Origin of the sequence: Brucella pseudogrignonensis, from assembly GCF_002252525.1 — a bacterium.
Lineage (GTDB): Bacteria > Pseudomonadota > Alphaproteobacteria > Rhizobiales > Rhizobiaceae > Brucella > Brucella pseudogrignonensis.
The window spans coordinates 140,387-161,595 of sequence record NZ_NNRM01000006.1; the positions used below are offsets into that span (position 1 = coordinate 140,387).

The following is a 21,209-nucleotide window of genomic DNA, read 5'->3' on the forward strand; positions in this document are numbered from 1 at the left end:
GTCAGGGTCGAAATATCGCAACCGGATGTCTATCCACATGTTATCGCTGAATATTTTCAATTATATCTGTGACAAACCGGCCCCCAACCGGATATCGCAGCCTTTAAAAACAGTGTAGCAATCCGCATAATGGACGAGATGTCAAAACCGTTTTGACACGAGTGTAAAATTAGACACTATTGTCCAAACCGTCAAGTCGTCTTATGTTATGAATATGAAACCTACTGACATGCTCGATATAGCCGTTCTGCCGGACAGACGTGCCACCCTTTCGAAAGGGATGAATTCTGCGGCAGTGAAACCGGGGCAATGCATGAAGCGTGACTTCATTCTTTGCGCTGCAGCCCGCGTCTTTTACCGCGATGGGTTTCAAGGTGCGAGCATAGATCTCATTGCCAGCGAAGCCGGAGTATCCCGTCAGACGATCTATAATCATTATCGCGACAAGGAAGCACTACTTGCTGCTGTCGTTGATGATGCCTTTGACCGGATGACTGCTAGCCTTTTCGCTGTTTTAGCCACTTTTCCGCAGTCGGGCGAAAATCTGGAAAAGGCTCTGATCTCATTTTCCATCAGGATGAGTCGTAGCTGCGTTTATGACTCTTCTACTGTTTTCCTTCGCAAACTTTTTCAATCCGACGAAGATGCTCTGCCGTTGAAAAGCGATATTTGCAGTAATCGCGGCCCCGCACAAGCCGTGCCAGCAATTGCCGCTCATCTGGCTCGTCTTGCGCTTGCCGGCGACTTGCAGATTGAGGATCCGGACCTCGCCGCTCGCCATTATCTGGCACTTATCAATGCTGACATTCACTACCACCTCCTGACAGGCCAAAGTGTGGATGATAGCATTATCGAGAAAAGCTCGATCAATGGTGTCCGGACGTTTCTGATGGCATTTGGCAAACGCGCTTAGGTCTTCCTCCCCCTTCACATTCGCGCCTTGATTGCTTTTACAGTCCCACCCTCGTGGGAGTTGAGCTTTTTCACGATATAATTTTCAATTCAATTGAGAACAAACTTGACATCAACCCGCGAATCCGTGGGATAAGCAAATCATGGTACAGGATTTGATCCGTTACGATATTTTGGCTCAGGAAGCCCTCCGCGGCGTCATTCGCAAGGTTCTTGCGGAGGTCGCGTCAACTGGCTTGCCTGGAAACCACCACTTCTTCATCACGTTCCTGACGGGAGCGCCTGGTGTGCGCATTTCATCGCGCCTCAAGGAAAAATACCCTGAGCAGATGACGATCGTTTTACAGCACCAGTTTTGGGATATGGTAGTGACAGACCAGCTTTTTGAGATTGGTCTGTCCTTCGGTGATGTCCCTGAAAAGCTGACCGTTCCGTTCTCGGCTATCCGCGGCTTTTACGATCCTTCCGTGAACTTCGAGCTGGAATTCGACGTGTCCGTCGTCCAGCCGACCAGTGACAATGACGAAGGCAGTAATATTTCTTCGATTGAGCTGATTTCTTCTGAAGAAGCCCCGGCCAAAAAGCCGAAGTCAAAACCGCGCAAAACTGCTGCGGAAAAGGAAGATGCAGCCGCCAAGGAAAACGAAGCGTCAGAAGGCGATGATGCAGAATCTAAACCATCTGCGGATGTCGTTTCGCTTGATTCTTTCCGCAAGAAGTAAGCTTAAACCTTCCTTATGAGATCAGAGCCAGAGCAGGTTTTCCTCTCTGGCGTTTTCATTTGCGCTTAAAAGCGACCTTCCCATAAGCCAGATTTTTTGCCCAATTGACTTTAATCAAGGCATACGGACAATTAGGCGATAATTATACAAATATTGGCAACGATTTGGATGGTGGTTTTATGCTGCGTTTAATTGCACAGGCAGTCTTGTGGCTCAGCGGGCTTATTGCTGCGGTATTCGTTGCAAAGGATGAGCCGAATTTTCCGCTCTGGCAAATGACGTTCGGCTTGCTTATGCTTGTTGTGCTGTCATTGGCCATCTGGTGGTTTACAAACCCCAGAACGCCAAAAAAATAACAGGGGCGGTTACAAACCTAACCCACTAATCGAATAACAGGCTTTCATGAGCGATATCGTCAATCTGCGCCAGTTCAAGAAACAGAAGGCTCGCCAGTCGAAAGAACAGCAGGCCGAGCAGAACCGTATTCTTCATGGACGCACGAAAGCCGAGAAAGAATTCGCGCGAGAAGAAACGCGAAAAGCTGAAAAATTCCTCACCCTCAATCGGCTGGAGCCGAGCAAGAAACCGGATGACGGAGCGTGAGTGTCTCTGCCCGGCTTCGCAAGCATTCCGTCAGCATTCGTGGACATGCCACCAGCTACACGCTGGAGGACCCTTTCTATGAAATCATAGAAGAGATAGCTCAAGAACGTGAGATGGCCGTTGCCGCTCTCATCGCAGAAATCGACAGTCAACGCGACCGAATGATAAATCTTTCATCAGCTTTGCGTCTTCATGCGCTTGAATGGCTTAAAGCCAAACTGCCAGTAACAAATTAACCTAATTTAAGGCTGAGTTTGTGGGCTGGGCTGCGTATCTGGCGAAGGCTCTAGACTCTTCAGGAAATCATTAAGCGACTGACCATTCTGGCCATTGAGAGGCGCTCCCCCACCACTTGGCACAGGTATGGTAGCGCCATCATTTTGCATTTGCTCAGCCCTGCGTTGGGCCTCCGCCCGTGCATCGGCTTCAGCTTTTTTGCGCGCTTCCTCTTCCTGCTTCACACGCTCGCGTTCCTGTTCATCGGAAGTAAGCAAATCAAGTTGGCGACGCAGCTGCTGTTTTTCAACGATGCTTGCCTGCATCGCTTCAACGCGCTCCTGCTCACGCTCAAGCGCACGCTGTGTGAGGAATTGCACCAGCGGCTGACGATCAAACTGAGCCGAAGGCGCGTCATAAGTGCCGCCGATTGAATAACGCAAATTGGCAGCGCCATCAGCTTCAGCATTATCTGCGTTTTTGAAAGACAAGCTGCCAGTACCACCCAAAGCAAGCGTGGAAAGATCAAACTGCAAGTCACCAGAAAGCACCGCATCGCCAGCGCTCAAACTAAATGGCGAAAGTCGCGCGATGCCACCGGCGACGGTGAAATCAAATCTGGTCATGCCTGCAATAAACTGCCCTTGGCCAACTGCTTTATCGGCAATTGCCACAAACTGCTTCGCATCAATCTGCGTGGCACCTGTAGGCTGATCTGCCAGTGTATCAGCTGCTGTCAACATCGCAGGGAAACTAGCAGCATCAAGCCCGTTGATGGCGAAGTTTTCAACATCTGCACTTCCCGTGCCCGCAAGTGATGACACGAGCTCCGCGACACTTGTGCCGCTACAGTTCAGCGACAATGCGGCCTTCACTGTCCCGGCAAGCGGGACGCCACCATCTGGCAGATGGTAGAAGTCCTGAAGTGCTGCACCACTCCATTTTAGGTCAGAGGCCAACAGCGCAGTCTTGTCGTTATTGCGCAGCGAAACGTTACCAACCAGATAGCCACCAGCCCAATTTCCAGTCAGTTCACCAAGCGTGAGCCCATCAATGCTTTTTTGCAGCCGCGTGGAAAAATCACTGACTGTTCCAAATCCATCCATATGCGCCTGGGCTGCGGTCAGTTTCATGTCCATGAGCAACGGCAATGACGGTCGAACAGCAAAAGTGTTTTTCGGCCACACAGACCCTTTACGCGCTTTTGTCGGTTCTATCGCATCCTGCCCAAGCATGATCCCAGCAAGGCTCGCCAGCTCAATTGATGCAAGCTTTGCTTCACCCTTGATCTGCGGCAGACCACTGTCAGAAAAATTCGCCTCTATGCGTGCAGAGATGTCATCGCCGCCAAGTTTTCCTGCGAAATTTGGGAAGCGCAGCAAACCTTTTGCGAACTGAAAATCACTGGAGAGATCGGCAGAAAGCCCTTCCCCAAAACCAGGAAGCGTGTAACCGGCCGTCGCAATGAAGGGCTGCAAATCGGCCGATTTCAACTGAGCCTTGCCGCTCGCAGCAATATCGCCGCCAACCAATGAAAGAATACCATCGGCGACCGCGTTACCGTCAGGCGCGGTAAGCTTGAGTTGAGTACGCATACCAGCGCTTGGTGCACCCTGCATCGTCAGATCAGCGGTCAATTCACCAGCAAGGCCAAGTGGCAAAGATGGAACTCCCAGCAATGCAAGCACTGTCTCGCCATTCGGCGACGATGCTGTGCCATTAAGCTGCATTTGCATCGGATCACTGTCGGAGCTGCCACCACTCGTTGTTCCGGATAAATCAAGCTTCATCCCGCCCGCTTTGCCAGTCACACTGAACGAGGCTTCTCCACCTTTGGCTGGTGTCTTTGTGTTCGCTTCTTTGGTGCGCGCGCTTTTATCCTTGCCCGCATTTTTGCTCGCGGCGGTTGCCGATGCGGCAACGTTGCTGGGCGGTGCAACCGCATTTGCGATGATGTTGATTTCAGTGTCTTCGAACAGGCCGGGATAGTTATCCGCGCGCGCTGAAAGCGAGCGGAAGAACGGAACCTGCGGATGGCGATGCGCAGCCAAAGTCAGGAATTGCGAAAGATCGGAAGACAACAAGGTCGCATCCAGCGAGCCAGATGGCGCAGTCGCAAAAGGCTCATAAGTTCCGGTTGCAGTAAGGGTTGTGCCCGCGACGTCATTGATCATCAAGCGATCAAAATCAAAACGGCCACCATGCACGCGTACAGCGAGATCGACGCTGCCTGCTTCCATATCCTCATATTGGACTGGGCCTGCTTTAAAGCCGATATCAAGCGCCTGTCCATCAAGCGAGGCCATGCCGTGGCCGTCTGAGAAAAAACCAGTAAACGCCCGCAAAGCATTGCTATCAACAGAACCACCCTGTAGGCGCAAAGTGATAGCAGGTTCAGCTGAACCTGCTATCTGACGCAAGAAACTGCCCTTGAGTGTCGTTTTGCCAAGTCCGATTTCGAGATTATCGATGCTCTGCATTCCGTCGCGCAGATCAACTTTGCCTGAAAAACCGACGCCATCGAGTTTGTGGATCGATTCATCGACTGTTTCATTGAGCCACGAAGCAAGACCGGATGGTTGACGTGAGGCCACAAGCATATCACCCGCGAACCCGAAATCGCGTCCCACTGAAAGCCTGCCCTTGGCTTCAACCTTGGTGCGACCTGGAAGGTCGGCTGCGAACTGGCGAATATTCCAGCCATTGCCATCAGGCTCCGCACTGACGGTTACGGAACGAATTGTGGTACCACCTGCAATTACCGCAGGCAGACGCAAATCGACATTGCCAGGCATGCCAGGTATCGGCAATTGCTCCAGTATTCGCCGGGCAATCGCGACTCGATCGGCAATCGGAATGGTCTGCACTTCCGCTTGGCTCTCTTGCGTATCGACCGGACCCCAAAAAATCTGCTGGCCATCAGCGCTGATCTCAAAGCGCGGCGTATCACCGTAATCAATCAGCGCCTTGCCGTTCACAACATAAGGGTTGTCGGCAGGCCCCTGCTCCATGCGAAACTCGCTCGCATCGAAACGGCTTTTGTTTGCATCGAATTTTCCACTAACGCGAAGATCGCTGAAGAATGGCTTCTCGATTGGAGCCTTCTGGTTTTTGGCAGCAGGTGCCATCGCATCAGCAGAGCGCAGTGAGAAATTACCGGCATAATTCAATCTGCCATCATCGAGCGTGATGTCACCGTCGGTTTCAAACGATGCAGGTACAGCTTCGGGCGAAATACGCGCGCGCAGACGCAATGAACCATCTGGCTTTGCTTCGCCGCTGTTAAGATCGAGCGCGAGCTTTTGCCCTTCGATGTTGAGGGTACCGTTGGCATTCCAAGGACCTGCAAGACTATTGGCCGACATAACAGCATTAATCGCTGTCGCTTCATGCGAACGGCCACTGGCTCTGTCGACCAGTGTCGCCTTGCCATCTGTGATCGAAAGACGTTCAACCTTGATCTTCGCCGGATCGAGCGGCGTTGACGGGCGAATTGCCCAATCAACCTTGCCATCCTTATCAAGCGAAATTGTTGCCTGCGGACGCTCCACGCGCATATCGAAAATCAGTAACTGGCCGCGCAGAAACGGCATCAGTTCGGCATCCATCGAGAAGGTATCGACAGTCATTACCGGATGTTCGGCATCTGCCCCCACACGCACATCGGAGAAAGCCACCGAAGGAAACGGCAGCAATCGAGCACTGACATCGCCTGTCACATGAACCGGCCGGCCAAGGATCTGGCTTGCCTCACGTTCGAACTCGGCCCGATAGCCGCTCCAGTCGACAAATGGCGGCACGACGAGCGCTGCAGTCAAAAGCAGCACCAGCAATCCACCCACGATGACGAATATGCGGCCCAAACGAAGCTCCGATAAAATACTTAATGTTCGCCGAATGAAACAAAGGGTGAATCACGCGGTCTTTATCGGTGCAACATAACGGCATCGTTCCGGCGATAACAAGGCAAATTGCCTTCTCCGAAGCGATTCATGGCTGTTTCATGGGTGATATTGAATCACCTTATCAAAAAGACGATTCAAAACGCTGATTTGAATCAGGAAATCAGAATTTTCCCGGGGTTCATAATGTTATCCGGATCGATCGCTTTCTTGATCATCCGCATATAATCAGTCGCCTCACCAAGCTCCATGGGAAGATATTTCATCTTGCCCTGCCCGATGCCGTGCTCGCCCGTGCAGGTGCCTTCCATAGCAATTGCACGCCGGACCAGACGATCCATGAAATCTTCGGCGCGCTCCATCTCCGATGCATCATCGGTATCGAGCAGAAGCAGAAGATGGAAATTGCCATCACCTACATGGCCAACGATTGGCGCAATCAGAGCGCTTTCAGCCAAATCTTTTTCTGTCTCGGCAATACAGTCGGCAAGCCGCGAAATCGGCACGCAGACGTCAGTTGAGACTCCCTTTGCGCCTGTGCGCAGAAGGAAGGACGCAAGATAGGCATCATGCCGCGCACGCCAGAGCCGGTCGCGTTCTTCTGGATCATTGGTCCAGCTGAATTCTCCGCCACCATTTTCAGCGGCAATCTCGCCAAAGATTTCGGCCTGTTCGGCGACGCCGGTTTCCGTGCCGTGGAACTCGACAAACAGATATGGCTGGGCCTCATAAGGCAGTTTGGAATGCAGGATCAGAGCTTCCATCTGAAGCTTGTTGACCAGCTCAATGCGCGCAACCGGAATACCCATCTGGATGGTTTCAATCACCGCGCGGCACGCTGATTCAACATCAGGAAACGGGCAAATCCCGCCTGAAACAGCCTGCGGAATACCTTGGAGCTTCAAGGTAAGTTCGGTGATGATACCGAGCGTCCCTTCCGAACCGATCAGAAGACGTGTCAGATCGTAGCCAGCGGCTGTCTTTTTCACGCGCTTGGACGTTTCGATAAGACGGCCATCCGGCATAACGGCTTTGAGCGCCAGTACATTTTCGCGCATGGTGCCATAGCGCACCGCATTGGTGCCGGAAGCACGCGTCGAGGCCATACCGCCGAGTGTTGCGTTCGCACCCGGATCAATCGGGAAGAAAAGCCCGGTATCGCGCAAATACTCGTTGAGTTCGCGACGTGTGATCCCCGGTTCAATAACGCAATCCAGATCTTCCGCATGAACAGCCAGAACGCGGTTCATCTGTGTGAGATCAATCGAAACACCACCCGCAGGCGCATTCACCTGACCTTCAAGCGAGGAACCGGCACCAAAGGCAATCACCGGAACCTTATGCTCAGCACAGATGCGGACGACTTCCTGCACGTCCTGCGTATTATGCGCAAAAATGACAATGTCAGGTGCCTGTGTCGGCACATAAGTCGTCGTGTGGCCATGCTGCTCGCGGATTGCCTGCCCGGTCTGGGCGCGTTCGCCAAAACGCTGTTTCAGGATTTCAACTGCGGCAGCAATACCCTCCTCATTACGCTGAAGGGCAACCACATTCTGAAGCGACATTGTTCATTCTCCGTATTTCAAATTAGAGCGCCAGGCGCCCTAACACTCTAAAATCAGAGCATAATTTTACGCTAAACCGATTCAAGTTTAAGGAATTATGCTCTATGCTGCCGACAAAGCCAGTGCGACGGGGTCTTGGCCGAGATGCTCCGCGATGGCTCGCACAACCAGGTTATGATCCTCTCTCTGCGGCAGACCTGAAACAATTGCTGTTCCAATCACCCCTGCACCCGCCACATTGATCGGGAAACCGCCACCCGCGAGAGCATAATCGGCAACATCAAGCGCCTTGTGGGCCGCAAACATCTTGTCGTCGCGGTTCTGTTCAAGAACAAGGCGATAGCTCGACGCATGAAACCTTCGCACGACATTGAATTTGCGGCGCAGCCATTCGCTGTTGTCCACAGTCGTTCCGGCAGTAGATGCAAAGAACAGACGGCGATCCCAAAGCGAAATGTCGATAGCAACTGAAAGCTTCTGCTTCACGGCCAGATCACGGATGCGATGGCCAAGAGAAAACGCATCATTTTCGTTGAAAGACGTGAAAATCAACGCCTGTTCCTGTCGGATAATCTGCTTGATATCGTCGCTCTGAGCCATGTTGCATTATCTCCCCAAAATTTAGCGTGAGTTCTTTTGCGCCCTCAATCACATGAATGCAACCGCTTACCCGCACCATCAAACTTGATTGATCGCGCATGAACCGCTAGTGGAGCCTTATGGCTCAGAAACCGAATATTGATGTACCCGCAAAAGGCGACCGCATACCGGAGTTTGTGGAAACCGCCGTATTCAAGCGCGATGTTTTTTCCGAGACCCGCGCAGGCTATTTTGCGGGCGATCCCGAAACCCGCATCATTCGCCGCGTGGTCAGCGCCGCTCCATGGTGGTCGAAGCCGCTGGCATGGATTTTGGCGCGACGTGAAATCCGTGGCCTGAAAACAGTCCGCGGCATCGAAGGTGTTCCACAGCTTCTTTTTACTGATCGCGACGGCCTCTATCGTTCATGGACGGATGGCACACCGCTGCATCTTGCGCGGCCTTCCGATCCCAAATGGTATCGCACAGCACATCGCATTCTGCGCGACATGCGCCGTATGGGCGTTACGCATAACGATCTTGCCAAGCCACAAAACTGGTTGATGACGCCAGAAGGCGAAGCAGCTGTGATCGATTTCCAATTGGCAAGCGTCCATCGTCGTCGCGGTGCCTTCTATCGCCTGCTGGCCTATGAAGACTTCCGTCACCTTATCAAGCAGAAACGCGCCTTTGCTTCCGATCTGATGACACCGACCGAAAAGCGTATTCTCGCGCGGCGCTCGCTGCCATCACGTATCTGGCTCGCGACCGGCAAAAAAGTCTACAACTTCATCACTCGCGGCATTTTCAACTGGTCGGATGGTGAAGGCACGGGCGACCGTATCGACAATGAAGGCCCAGCCATCATGGCGGCCCTCAAGTCTGATCCGCGCGTGAAAGACGTGGCGCTTGCGCTATATTCGCTGCCCGCCAAGGGCGTTGGTCTTTATGCGTTCGTTGAAACTCTGGATGCAGACGAAAAAAGTCTGCGTGCGCGGCTCAAGGGAACGAAGCTTGAACTCATCCAGCCGGTTGCACATCTGCCTCGACGTGATGACGGCACAATCCGTGACGACATCCTGCGCCTGATCGCCATGAACCAGATGACAGAGCTCGATGATTTGCTGAGCCGCGAGCCGGAAATGCGCGGATTGGTGGAAGCCCTTGCTTCGCACCGCCTCAATTTCACGGACCGGCGCGTCACTCAGCTTGAGTAATTTACTGGTCTTTCTTCCAAGAATCACTACATTCGGTGCAAATGTCCGATTTCCCCGACGATATGCCGTTTTTCGGCGATGACGTACCGGCTGACCGCGCGCCTGCGGCAGGCTCAATTGCCGCACGCGCCATGGCAGCGCGCAACCAACAACGTGGCGAACCCGATTATCTACAAGGGCTGAACCCTGAACAGCGTCAAGCCGTTCTGACCACAGAAGGGCCGGTTCTGGTTCTCGCAGGTGCAGGCACGGGTAAGACTCGCGTTCTCACCACGCGTATTGCGCATATTCTAACAACCGGCCGCGCCTATCCAAGCCAGATTCTCGCCGTGACCTTTACCAACAAGGCCGCGCGCGAAATGAAAGAGCGTATCGGCCATCTGGTTGGCGGCGCTGTTGAAGGTATGCCCTGGCTCGGCACGTTCCACTCCATCGGGGTGAAATTGCTGCGTAAACACGCAGAGCTGGTGAACCTCACTTCTGACTTCACCATTCTGGATACGGATGATGTGATCCGGCTGATCAAGCAGCTTATTCAGGCCGAAGGTCTGGATGACAAGCGCTGGCCTGCCCGTACATTCGCCAACATGATTGATGGCTGGAAGAACAAAGCCTTTGGTCCTGCCGATATCCCGGAAGGCGATGCACGTTCGTTCGGCAACGGCAAAGGCCGTGAACTTTATCACGCCTATCAGGAACGCTTACGCACGCTGAACGCTTGTGACTTTGGCGATCTGCTGCTGCATCCGATCCGCATTTTCCGCAATCATCCGGATATCCTGCGCGAGTATCACGCCAAGTTCCGGTACATTCTGGTGGACGAGTATCAGGACACCAACACCGCGCAATATATGTGGCTACGTCTTCTGGCTCAGAGGCCTAAATCAAAATCGGCAGCGCCCGTCGCCACAGAAAACACGCCGATACAGCCCGCTAGGGCGTCCGAGCCAATGCGAGGCCCCCGCGGAGCCGGTGAGCATAGCGAACTCGGCGTGAGCGAAAACAAAGTCAATCTCTGTTGCGTGGGCGACGACGATCAGTCGATTTATGGCTGGCGCGGCGCAGAAGTGGATAACATCCTCCGCTTTGAGAAGGATTTTCCGGGTGCAGTCGTCATCAAACTTGAGCGCAATTATCGCTCGACGGCGCATATTCTCGGTACTGCAGCGCATCTGATTGCACACAATGAAGGTCGTCTCGGCAAAACGCTTTTCACCGAAGCGCCAAACCCTGATGATCCAAAAGTCAAAATCCACGCCGCATGGGATTCAGAAGAAGAAGCCCGTGCAGTTGGAGAAGCGATTGAACAGGCGCAGCGTCAGGGCCATCTGCTCAACAATATGGCGATCCTCGTGCGTGCATCCTTCCAGATGCGTGAGTTCGAAGATCGCTTCGTGACGCTCGGCCTCAATTACCGGGTCATCGGTGGTCCGCGCTTCTATGAACGCCTCGAAATTCGGGATGCCATGGCCTATATGCGCGTTGTTGCGCAACCGGCCGACGATCTGGCACTTGAGCGCATCATCAACACGCCGAAGCGTGGGCTTGGTGAAGCGGCCATCCGTCAGGTTCATGATTATGCCCGCGCACGCGATATTTCGATGTTTGCTGCGGCCTGCGATCTGGTTGAAACCGAAGAGCTGAAGCCAAAGCCGCGTTCGGCACTGCGTGAAGTGGTCGATAATTTCCGCCGCTGGCAGTCACTTCTCGACAATACCCCACACACAGAACTCGCCGAAACCATTCTCGACGAGTCTGGCTACACAGCCATGTGGCAGAATGACAAATCGGCAGAAGCGCCGGGCCGTCTAGAAAACCTCAAGGAACTTATCCGTTCCATGGAGGAATATGAGAGCCTGCGCGGCTTCCTTGAGCATGTTGCGCTCGTCATGGATGCCGAGAAGAACGAGGATATGGATGCGGTCAACATTATGACGCTCCATTCCGCAAAGGGTCTGGAATTTGAAACCGTCTTCCTGCCCGGCTGGGAAGAAGGCCTGTTTCCGCATCAGCGTGCGCTCGATGAAGGCGGACGCTCTGGTCTGGAAGAAGAACGTCGCCTCGCCTATGTCGGCGTGACGCGCGCCAAAAAGAACCTGCATATCTGGTTCGTTTCCAATCGCCGCATTCATGGCATGTGGCAATCGACCATTCCGTCTCGCTTTCTGGAAGAACTTCCTGAAACGCATGTCGAAGTAGCGGAGATGGAAGGCAATTACGGCGGTTACGGTAATAGTGGCTATGGACAATCGCGCTTCGACAAGGCTGATCCTTTCCAGAACTCCTATTCAACGCCCGGCTGGCAGCGCGCGCAGCAGAACCGCTCGGATGCTACTCGCAACAATTGGGGCTCACGCTCCGGTGCCAATGTTGAACGTATTGGCTATGGCGAAACGGATTCAGGCTTTGGTGCTGGTCGTGGTTCCATCAAGGGGCGCACGATTGACGGTGAACTGGTTGCAAAGTCGGTTGCTGACAAACCATCAGACTTCTTCGTCGGCGACCGCGTGTTCCATATCAAGTTTGGCAATGGAACAATCGCGACGATCGATGGAAACAAGCTGACCATCGACTTCGATAAGGCCGGACAAAAGCGCGTTCTCGACAGCTTCGTCCAGCGCGCATAGATTATGAAAACTAAATAAGCCGGAAATTATTCCGGCTTTCCTTTCTCCCACGTCACATCGCCTTTAAAGAGTGGAACGGTCGACAGCGATGTCTTGGCTGAACCATCCTGAACCTGTGTCGCATGAGCGAGATAGAGCAGCGTATTGTTCTTCTGGTCATAGATGCGCGTGATGACCAGCTTCTTCCAGATCAGGCTCGTGCGTTCTGAGAAGACCCGCTCTCCGCCTTTGCCAAGCTTGATGTCGCCAATGGTAATCGGACCAGACTGCTCACAGGAAATCGAAGCGTTGGACGGGTTTTCGAACCAATTGCCTTTTTGCAACCGGTCAATCATGCCACGAGAAAACGACGCCAGATAACAGGTAACACCCTGCACCTTCGGGTCCTGTACAGCATCAACCACAATATCATTGCCCAGCCAGTCCACACCGACCTGACCGACTTCCTCAGCCGATACGGCAGCCGATGCGCCGATCAGCAACAATGGGGCAACAAGCAATCCGGCGAGCTTATTCAATTTGGACATTGGAAATCTCCAGTAACTGTGATGGAAAAATGGAGAAGTAAATCGGGCTTTGCAAGATTGGGGCGCCTAAACACCCCATTTTTCCAGAAAGGCTTCGATTTCAAGCACCTGAATGTCGGGAACAGCTTCATAAAGCTTTTCCACTGGCCAGTCCCACCAGTTGAGCGCGAGCAGTTTTTCAATGATTTTGTCGTCAAAGCGCTTGCGAATGATCCGTGCCGGAACGCCGCCCACGACATGATAAGGCGCTACATCTTTCGTCACCACCGCATTGGCACCGATCGCCGCGCCATGGCCGATGGTCACGCCGGGTGTAATCACCGCACCATGGCCGATCCATACATCATTGCCAATGGTGACACGCTTTGCCTGACGTCGTGCGCGGAATTCGCCATCCACGCCTAAATAGCGGAAATATTCATTGGGCCGGTAGCTCATCTTATGAGTCGTCAACCGTTCCATCGGATGCTCGAGCGCGTTTATGCGCACATTAGCAGCAATAGAGCAGAATTTTCCGATCTCAGCATAAATGCCTTCGCCATTACGCTCAAAATAGGTGAAGTCGCCCACCGTGACTTCACGCAGGATTACGCGCTCACCAATGTCGACATACCGGCCCAACTTGCTGGATTTAAGCTGCGCGGTCGAATGAATGCGCGGTTCGCTATTCTGGAAACGAAGGTCTTCACCCTGCGTCATTTCAAAACTTTCTGAAATCTTTGCACTCTGCTAGACTGACATTGCAGTTCCAACATCGCCTGCGGCAGTTCGTCAGCGCTTGCATATAAGCGCTTTCCTGTCGCAGATCGATGTAAATTCAGAATAGCGTGCTTATGTGCGATAAATACAAAACAAAATTCAAGGCTGACTGGACATGAAAAAATTCCTGCCCATCTTCATCTTCGCTTTCATCATCGTGATTGTCGGTGCTGCTGGCTTTAATCTGATCCGTGACCGCAATTCAGCTGACCAGCCATTCGGCGGTTCGTTCAATCTGGTGTCGATGGATGGGAAACCATTTACCGAGAAAGACCTGCGCGAAACCCCTTCCCTTGTCTTCTTCGGCTTCACCCATTGTCCTGATGTTTGCCCGACCACGCTTTATGAACTGGACGGTTATCTGAAACAGCTTGGCCCTGAAGCTGCTGATATTAAAGCTTATTTCATTTCAGTTGATCCTGAGCGCGATACGCAGGACATCATGAAAACCTATGTCAGCAACGTATCCGACCGCATTATTGGCGTCACCGGCACACCTGAAAGTGTAGCTGACGTGGTAAAGTCCTATCACATCTATGCCAAGAAAGTTCCAACTGAAGACGGCGAGTACACAGTCGACCACACGGCTTCTGTTTTCCTTCTCGATAAGGGCGGTCGCTTCCGCGGAACAATCGCCTACCAGGAGAACCCAGATACTGCTCTGGAAAAGTTGAAGAATCTGGCCAAAGGTCGCGCAAACGGGTAAACAAAGCTTCCAATTCGATTTGAGAGCTTTTTATCCATGCCCCAATCACGACTCTTCTTTTCGGCTGACAAGACGGAAGCCGAACGAATCTATGACATCATCGAACAAGCATTCGAGGATGAAGCCTTCCCGATTGCGATTACCGAAATCGATGAAGACCGTCAGATTTTCGAAGTTTCCGTCTATACCGAAGATGGAGCCGAGGAACTTGCAGCGCGCATAGACGCGCTGGTGGGTGCAGGCAAGTTTGAAACAGAGGAACTGCCAGATATTGACTGGGTCACGCACTCGCTTTCAGTCCTGAAGCCAGTTCGGGCCGGACGTTTCTTCGTGCATGGCTCGCATGATAGCGACAAGCTTCAAGCTGACGACATTCCGATTTTGATCGATGCGGGCCTTGCTTTCGGCACCGGCCATCATGGCACCACATCAGGTTGCCTTGAAATGATCGAAGAAGTGGTTGAGCGCGAACATCCAACCAACGCGCTCGATCTCGGCACCGGCTCCGCAGTTCTGGCAATCGCCATTGCCAAGCTTGCACCGATTCCAGTCCTAGCCACCGATATCGACCCGATTGCTGTCACTGTTGCCGCTGAAAATACCGTTCTCAACGGCGTGAGTGAGCATGTCATCACAGCGACTGCCGAAGGCTTTGACCATCCTATCTTCCGTTCCTATACGCCGTTTGATCTGATCGTCGCCAATATTCTCGCCAATCCGCTGATGGAGCTCGCACCTGCGCTCAAATCGCATCTGGCTCCAAGCGGCTCAATCATCCTGTCCGGTATTCTCGACAGCCAGCATGATATGGTGCTTGCTGCCTATCAGGCGCAGGGTTTGACGCATATCAAAACGCTGCACCGCGAAGGCTGGGTCACGATTCATCTGAAATAACGCGGTTTTCCTTATTTATTGCGAGTTACGCTCATGGCTTTTCAGACTTTTGATGTAACCACCGATCCGGCCAATGGCGCACCACGGGTAGCTTTGCTGCGCGAAAAGCTTGCCGAACAGGGGCTGGACGGCTTTCTCGTTCCGCGTGCCGATGAGCATCAGGGTGAATATGTGCCGCCCCGTGCCCAACGCCTCGGCTGGCTCACAGGCTTTACGGGATCGGCTGGTGCAGCCCTTATCCTAAAGGAGCAGGCCTATATTTTCATCGATGGCCGTTATGAATTACAGGTGCGCAATCAAACCGATGGCAACGTGTTTTCTTATGTAAGCCTTGTCACCAATCCGCCTGCGAGCTGGCTTGCAGAGAACGGCAAAGGCCTGACGATTGGCTTCGATCCATGGCTGCACACGATTTCCGAAGCCAACGCATTGCGAGAAGCTCTGGAAAATCAGGGCGGCAAGCTGGTGCCGGTTGCACATAATCTTGTTGATCTCGTATGGGACGATCAGCCAGAAGCACCTCTTGCGCCAGTCACTATTCAGCCCGCCCGTTTCTCGGGCCACGAGGCTGAAGACAAAATCAAGGAAATGCAAAAAACAGTAGCAGCAACGGGTGCAAGTGCCACCGTGCTGACTGATCCGTCATCGGTTGCCTGGGTGTTCAACATTCGCGGCAAGGACGTTTCAAACACACCTTTGCCATTGAGCTTTGCCATCATCCCCGCAGAGGGCGAGCCGGAACTGTTCATCGACGAGCGCAAGCTTGCTATCGAACCCCGCGCCTATCTCACGCAGCTTGCCAAACTCTGCGCACCCGCAAAGCTTGAAGGTCATTTGAGTGCGCGAGCAGCAGCTGGTGAAACCATTATGCTCGATCCCGCACTGGCTGCGGAAAAGCTTCGTCTGGCGGTAGAGGCCGCGGGCGGTCATGTCATTCATGGCAAAGACCCTGCCCGCTTGCCCCGCGCCATTAAGAACAAGGCCGAGCTTGACGGCTCCCGCGCAGCACATGAACGCGATGGCGTTGCCATGGTCAATTTCCTGTCATGGCTTGATGGCGAAAAGCCCGGCACAGTAGATGAAATCTCAGCTGCGCAAAAGCTGGAGGAGAGCCGTGACAAGGCTGGTCGCGATTTCCAGATGCCGCTCGAAGACATCTCGTTTGATTCAATTTCCGGCGCAGGTCCGGATGGTGCGATCATCCACTACCGCGTGAACACCGATACCAATCGTAAACTCAACGACGGGGAGCTTTACCTGATCGATTCCGGTGCTCAGTATCGCGATGGCACGACAGATATCACGCGTACGGTTGCCGTCGGCACAATTACGCCGAAAACGATTCGCTCTTTCACACTCGTGCTGAAGGGCATGATCGCCATCACCACTGCCCGCTTCCCAAAAGGCACACGCGGACAGGACATCGATGTGCTGGCACGCATCGCGTTGTGGAAACAAGGTTTCGACTATGCACATGGCACCGGCCATGGCGTCGGCAGCTATCTTTCGGTCCATGAAGGCCCGCAGAGCATTTCCAAAAAAGGCGTGCAGGAGCTTTTGCCCGGCATGATCCTTTCCAACGAACCGGGCTATTACAAACCGGGCGCTTACGGCATCCGCATTGAAAACCTGATCATCGTCAAGGAAGCGGAAGTGCCAGCAGGCGGCGAGTTGCCGATGATGAGCTTTGAAACGCTTACCTTCTGCCCGATCGACCGGCGCCTGATCGATAAATCACTTCTCACGCAGGAAGAGCTTGATTGGCTCAATGCCTATCATGACCGAGTGCGTGATAAGCTTATCGGCCATCTTGATGGCAAACAGGCTGAATGGCTCACAACAGCCACCGCGCCACTCTGAAATCAGGCCGGAAAGAAATGGCGCAGCGCGATTAACAGTGCTGCGCCCGCAAAAAACATCGTCATCATGCCCACGCGCAGCGAGAGCAGCACGCAGAAGACGAGCACAAGCAGTTCACGCCATCCGTGATCCGAAGCAGGTGCAGCAACAATTGCAGTAAGAACAGCCGCAGGCACGGCATTGAGCGCTGCTTCAACACGATAATGCACCCGCTCAAATCGCGACAAAATAAGATGTCCGCCGACACGGGTGAGATAAGTGCAAACAGCGCCTGCTATGATGATCCAGATCGTCGTGGACATGGCCCTATGCCTTCCCTGTTTGCGGCTTTGCGAGAATGGCAGCAAGCACAACGCCACCTATAGCACCCAGCGTCACATGCCACGGCGAGCCGACCAGCTTATAGGCAACGACCGCGCAGATCGCGCTAACGATCACCACCGGCCACCAATGCTCGCGATGGCGAAAGCTCATCACCATGCCAAGAAAATAGATCGGCAGCAGGAAGTCGATACCAAGCGCATAGGGATCGGAAATCAGGTTGCCGAACAGCGCTCCGATAAGTGTCTCGAGAAGCCAGCAGATATAGATTGTGAGACCCACACCCATATACCAGGCAAAGCTGATTTTCCGGCCGGCCTCAGCACGAATTTCAACTTCCGCATATTGTGGATCAACGAGCAGAAAAAAGGAGGCAACCTTCTGCATGAAGGTGAAATGGCGGATGCGTCGGCCAACGGTCGCCGAATAAAGCACATGTCGGAAATTGACTGCGAAAATCGACAGGACAATCATCCATGGCGCGATGTTCTGGCCGAAAAGATCAAGCCCGACCATCTGGCTCGCTCCTGCATAGAGCATTGCACTCATAAAGACGGCTTCACTGATCGACAGACCGTTATCGAGTGCCACAGCACCAAATAGCAGCCCGAACGGCGCACCAGCCGCAACAATGGGAACGCCGCGTTTGACGCCCGCCCAGAAATCGTTCCGCGCTGAAACCGGTGCTGGTCGAAAACCCTGATCCACGAAAATCACTCCTCAGTCTGGGAGTGCTTAAGAAATTTTGGGCCAAGTTGAAATCAGTTTTCGATAAAAATCATACTATTAGAAAGCACGCGCAGCATTTCAGCATCACCTATCATAATGTGTGATGCATCAATGCATTATTCTGATGTTTGAGGAACAGTGCCTTCGATCTTCTTGATCCAATCGATCAACGGGCGCGCCTGTTCGGTAAACTTCACCAGCCGATCTGCGAGGTCGGCACGGGTTATGGTCTCTGGATCAATTTCCAGACGAACAGCAAAATGGCGATTGCGAATGGCTTCCAGAAGGTCGGCATCGGTTACGGTTTCAAAACCACGCGGCGTGCGCTTCAAACGATCATTATCGCTGATCTTCAAACCACTTTTCTTGAGCTTTGCCACAACGGCACGATACTCATCCGGCTTTTCAACAATCGCTTCGCGTATGGCTTGCAGAAGCTCTTTCTTCGGCCCCCACCATGCCACACCTGCATAGCAATCACGCACGCCCGGCAAACCAATACAGACATAAAAGCAGCCGCTTTCGTCCCATTTGGTGCCAGAGTTGGACAAAAGCGCGGACAGATGCCGGTTATAAGGCGCTTTGTCGTGCGAAAACCGCGTGTCGCGCTTGATGCGAAACTGAGACTTCACCCGATCACCCTTGAAAGGCAATCCGGCTTTCTCAAAGCGCGCAGTCAGCTCTTCAACCAGATCACCAAGCGGTTCTTTCAGATGCTCTTCAAACAAGTCCTTGTTTTCAACAAACCACTCGCGGTTCTGATGAAAATCAAGTGCCTTCAGGAACGGAATAGCCTTGTCGCCAAAACCTTTGAACGAAGCCATCAGCCTTCCCCAACAAGTGCAAGCCACGCATCTTCGTCGATCACTTCGATGCCGAGTTCCGATGCTTTCGCAAGCTTTGACCCTGCCCCCGGACCGGCCACCACAAGATCAGTTTTCTTGGAAACAGAACCCGCAGTCTTGGCACCATGACGCTCGGCCATAGCCTTCGCTTCATCGCGCGACATGCGTTCAAGACTTCCCGTGAACACCACCGTCTTGCCTTCAACTGGCGACCCAGTGGCCACGCGTGCAACTTCATCCTGAGGGACCACACCCGCTTTGAACAGATTTTTCAGAACTTCCCGATTATGCGGTTCGGCATAAAAATCGACCACGGCTTCGGCAACAATCCCGCCAATGCCTTCAACCGCAATCAGATCCTGCCAGGCTTCGTTGCCCTTGTCGCTACGGTCGCCCTCTTTTGGTGGGATAGCCGTTGTTGCTGCTTCGGCAAACTTGTCGTAGGTGAGATAAGCCTTGGCAAATCGCTTGGCGTTCACTTCACCAACATGGCGGATACCAAGACCGAACAGGAAGCGATGCAAAGCAATCTCGCGCCGGTCATTGATTGCGTCATAGAGCTTCTTCACGGAAGTCGCACCAAAGCCCTCGATATTCTCGAGCTTCTTGAGCGGCGAATTCGCCTGTCTCTTCTGCAACGTGAAAATATCCGCAGGTGATTTGATTTTCAGGTTGTCATCTTCCGCATGGAAGAAAAACTCGACCTGCTTTTCGCCGAGACCTTCAATGTCGAACGCGTTGCGCGATACGAAATGGCGGATGCGCTCTACAGCCTGTGCGGCACAGGTCAAACCACCTGTGCAGCGATAGACCGCCTCGCCTTCTTCGCGCACGGCATGACTGCCACAAACTGGGCATTCATGCGGGAAATGGAACGGCACAGCATCAGCAGGGCGCTTTTCCAACACCACATCGACAATCTGCGGAATGACATCGCCTGCCCGTTGCACGATCACCGTATCGCCGATGCGAATGTCGTGATCCTCCTCACGGATACGTTCACCCTTGAGGCCTATGCCCTTGATGTAATCTTCATTGTGCAGCGTTGCATTGGTGACAACCACGCCACCAACAGTAATCGGCTCAAGGCGTGCAACCGGCGTCAGCGCGCCCGTACGTCCAACCTGAATGTCAATGCCGCGCAGAATCGTGGTTGCCTGCTCTGCCGGGAACTTGTGTGCGATAGCCCAGCGCGGGCTACGCGAACGAAAGCCAAGCCGTGTTTGCAGATCCAGCCGATCCACTTTGTAGACAACGCCGTCAATATCGTAATCGAGCTTGGCGCGCTCAAGCCCAATCGCCCGATAATGCGCAATAAGCTCATCTGCGCTCTTCAATCGTTTCGTCAGCGGGTTGACCGGGAAGCCCCATTCGCGGAACACCTCGACCATTCCATGCTGTGTATCAGATGGCATTTCAGACATCTCACCCCAGGCATAGGCGAAGAACCTGAGCTTGCGGCTGGCCGTCACTTTCGCATCAAGCTGTCTCAGCGAGCCTGCTGCGGTGTTGCGCGGGTTGACATATGTTTGCTTGCCTTCTGCCACCATCTGCTCGTTGAGCGCGAGGAAGTCGCTCTTGGCCATATAGACCTCGCCGCGCACTTCGACGACCGCTGGAACACCTGCTGGAAGCTTATTTGGAATCTCACTGATGGTTCGGATATTGGCGGTTACATTTTCGCCGGTCGTGCCATCACCACGCGTAGCGGCACTAACGAGAACGCCGTTTTCATAACGGATCGACATCGATAGCCCGTCGATCTTCGGTTCAGCTGTGAAAGCAATGGAATTATCCGGCAGTTGCCCGAGAAAGCGATATACGCTGCCTACGAAATCCTGCACGTCTTCATCCGAAAACGCGTTGCCGAGCGAAAGCATCGGCCGCGCATGGACAACCTGTGCGAATTTGGAAACTGGTGCCGTGCCCACGCGCACGGAAGGACTGTCGGCCCGTACCAGATGCGGAAAACGCTCTTCAATGGCATCATTACGCCGCTTCAGCGCATCATAATCCGCGTCCGAAATCTCCGGCCGGTCATTGGCATGATACAACTCATCATGATGAGCAATTTCACGCGCTAGCCGCTCCAGTTCTGCAGCGGCTTCAAGGTCGGTCAGTTTTTCAACGGAAATATCGGGCATATGCGTGGCAAAACCTGCTGATTCAATTTTGCTCAACATAACCAAGAAATGAGGCCGCGCCTACAGCCGCGCGCAGTTACG

General features: G+C 53.3%; 19 protein-coding genes. 10 read left to right on the plus strand and 9 right to left on the minus strand.

What is annotated here, in order from left to right; genetic code table 11:
* Positions 1 to 208: 208 nt before the first annotated feature.
* The 5 genes from CEV34_RS02050 to CEV34_RS02065 all read left to right on the plus strand — a co-directional run bounded on the left by CEV34_RS02050 (position 209) and on the right by CEV34_RS02065 (position 2,473).
* Entirely contained in the window at positions 209 to 913 is a 705-nt protein-coding gene (locus CEV34_RS02050) for a TetR/AcrR family transcriptional regulator (protein WP_231195843.1), read from the plus strand.
* Positions 914 to 1,055: 142 nt separating this feature from the next.
* Positions 1,056 to 1,634, plus strand: coding sequence for an SspB family protein (locus CEV34_RS02055; protein WP_007875719.1), 579 nt, complete (start codon positions 1,056 to 1,058; stop codon positions 1,632 to 1,634).
* A gap of 104 nt (positions 1,635 to 1,738) precedes the next feature.
* Positions 1,739 to 1,990, plus strand: a complete 252-nt coding sequence (locus CEV34_RS26630; RefSeq protein WP_143853296.1) for a hypothetical protein — start codon at positions 1,739 to 1,741, stop codon at positions 1,988 to 1,990.
* 46 nt (positions 1,991 to 2,036) lie between these two features.
* The gene (locus CEV34_RS02060) at positions 2,037 to 2,237 is read left to right on the plus strand and encodes a DUF4169 family protein (RefSeq protein WP_007875721.1); all 201 of its coding nucleotides are present in this window, start codon (positions 2,037 to 2,039) and stop codon (positions 2,235 to 2,237) included.
* Positions 2,234 to 2,473, plus strand: a complete 240-nt coding sequence (locus CEV34_RS02065) for a ribbon-helix-helix domain-containing protein (RefSeq protein WP_007875722.1) — start codon at positions 2,234 to 2,236, stop codon at positions 2,471 to 2,473. The genes CEV34_RS02060 and CEV34_RS02065 overlap by 4 nt, the downstream gene beginning before the upstream one ends.
* Before the next feature lie 6 nt (positions 2,474 to 2,479).
* Here CEV34_RS02065 and CEV34_RS02070 read toward each other — a convergent pair whose 3' ends face one another.
* The 3 genes from CEV34_RS02070 to CEV34_RS02080 all read right to left on the minus strand — a co-directional run bounded on the left by CEV34_RS02070 (position 2,480) and on the right by CEV34_RS02080 (position 8,520).
* A complete protein-coding gene (locus CEV34_RS02070) occupies positions 2,480 to 6,316 on the minus strand; it encodes an AsmA family protein (RefSeq protein ID WP_007875724.1) in 3,837 nt (1,278 codons plus the stop codon).
* Between the two features lie 194 nt (positions 6,317 to 6,510).
* Positions 6,511 to 7,920, minus strand: coding sequence for an FAD-binding oxidoreductase (locus CEV34_RS02075; RefSeq protein ID WP_094543178.1), 1,410 nt, complete (start codon positions 7,918 to 7,920; stop codon positions 6,511 to 6,513).
* 102 nt (positions 7,921 to 8,022) lie between these two features.
* On the minus strand, positions 8,023 to 8,520 hold the full coding sequence (locus CEV34_RS02080) for a heme-degrading domain-containing protein (RefSeq protein WP_007875732.1): 498 nt from the start codon (positions 8,518 to 8,520) through the stop codon (positions 8,023 to 8,025).
* A gap of 119 nt (positions 8,521 to 8,639) precedes the next feature.
* Here CEV34_RS02080 and CEV34_RS02085 point away from each other — a divergent pair, with 119 nt between their 5' ends.
* Positions 8,640 to 9,716, plus strand: coding sequence for a serine/threonine protein kinase (locus CEV34_RS02085; RefSeq protein ID WP_007875734.1), 1,077 nt, complete (start codon positions 8,640 to 8,642; stop codon positions 9,714 to 9,716).
* A 41-nt stretch (positions 9,717 to 9,757) separates the two neighbouring features.
* Positions 9,758 to 12,343: an ATP-dependent helicase gene (locus CEV34_RS02090; protein ID WP_007875736.1), complete on the plus strand. Its 2,586-nt coding sequence runs from the start codon at positions 9,758 to 9,760 to the stop codon at positions 12,341 to 12,343.
* A gap of 26 nt (positions 12,344 to 12,369) precedes the next feature.
* On the opposite strand, the gene CEV34_RS02095 is transcribed toward CEV34_RS02090, so the two are convergent.
* Positions 12,370 to 12,870, minus strand: coding sequence for a CreA family protein (locus CEV34_RS02095; protein ID WP_007875738.1), 501 nt, complete (start codon positions 12,868 to 12,870; stop codon positions 12,370 to 12,372).
* Positions 12,871 to 12,936: 66 nt separating this feature from the next.
* Positions 12,937 to 13,569: a DapH/DapD/GlmU-related protein gene (locus tag CEV34_RS02100; protein WP_007875740.1), complete on the minus strand. Its 633-nt coding sequence runs from the start codon at positions 13,567 to 13,569 to the stop codon at positions 12,937 to 12,939.
* A gap of 175 nt (positions 13,570 to 13,744) precedes the next feature.
* On the opposite strand from CEV34_RS02100, the gene CEV34_RS02105 reads away from it, so the two are divergent.
* The 3 genes from CEV34_RS02105 to CEV34_RS02115 are packed head-to-tail and all read left to right on the plus strand — an operon-like array spanning position 13,745 to position 17,089.
* Complete coding sequence (locus CEV34_RS02105; RefSeq protein WP_064320817.1) at positions 13,745 to 14,335, plus strand: SCO family protein; 591 nt, start codon at positions 13,745 to 13,747, stop codon at positions 14,333 to 14,335.
* A gap of 36 nt (positions 14,336 to 14,371) precedes the next feature.
* A complete protein-coding gene (locus CEV34_RS02110) occupies positions 14,372 to 15,229 on the plus strand; it encodes a 50S ribosomal protein L11 methyltransferase (RefSeq protein ID WP_007875745.1) in 858 nt (285 codons plus the stop codon).
* Between the two features lie 33 nt (positions 15,230 to 15,262).
* Entirely contained in the window at positions 15,263 to 17,089 is a 1,827-nt protein-coding gene (locus CEV34_RS02115) for an aminopeptidase P family protein (RefSeq protein ID WP_007875746.1), read from the plus strand.
* Positions 17,090 to 17,091: 2 nt separating this feature from the next.
* Here the strand turns inward: CEV34_RS02115 and CEV34_RS02120 are convergent, their stop codons facing one another.
* The 4 genes from CEV34_RS02120 to ligA form a co-directional block, all read right to left on the minus strand.
* Complete coding sequence (locus CEV34_RS02120; protein WP_007875748.1) at positions 17,092 to 17,391, minus strand: AzlD family protein; 300 nt, start codon at positions 17,389 to 17,391, stop codon at positions 17,092 to 17,094.
* A gap of 4 nt (positions 17,392 to 17,395) precedes the next feature.
* Positions 17,396 to 18,118: an AzlC family ABC transporter permease gene (locus CEV34_RS02125; RefSeq protein WP_007875764.1), complete on the minus strand. Its 723-nt coding sequence runs from the start codon at positions 18,116 to 18,118 to the stop codon at positions 17,396 to 17,398.
* 137 nt (positions 18,119 to 18,255) lie between these two features.
* Positions 18,256 to 18,963, minus strand: a complete 708-nt coding sequence (locus CEV34_RS02130; RefSeq protein ID WP_007875765.1) for a DUF2461 domain-containing protein — start codon at positions 18,961 to 18,963, stop codon at positions 18,256 to 18,258.
* The gene (gene ligA / locus CEV34_RS02135; RefSeq protein WP_007875767.1) at positions 18,963 to 21,128 is read right to left on the minus strand and encodes an NAD-dependent DNA ligase LigA; all 2,166 of its coding nucleotides are present in this window, start codon (positions 21,126 to 21,128) and stop codon (positions 18,963 to 18,965) included. Before ligA ends, CEV34_RS02130 begins: the two co-directional genes overlap by 1 nt.
* Between the last annotated feature and the right edge of the window lie 81 nt (positions 21,129 to 21,209).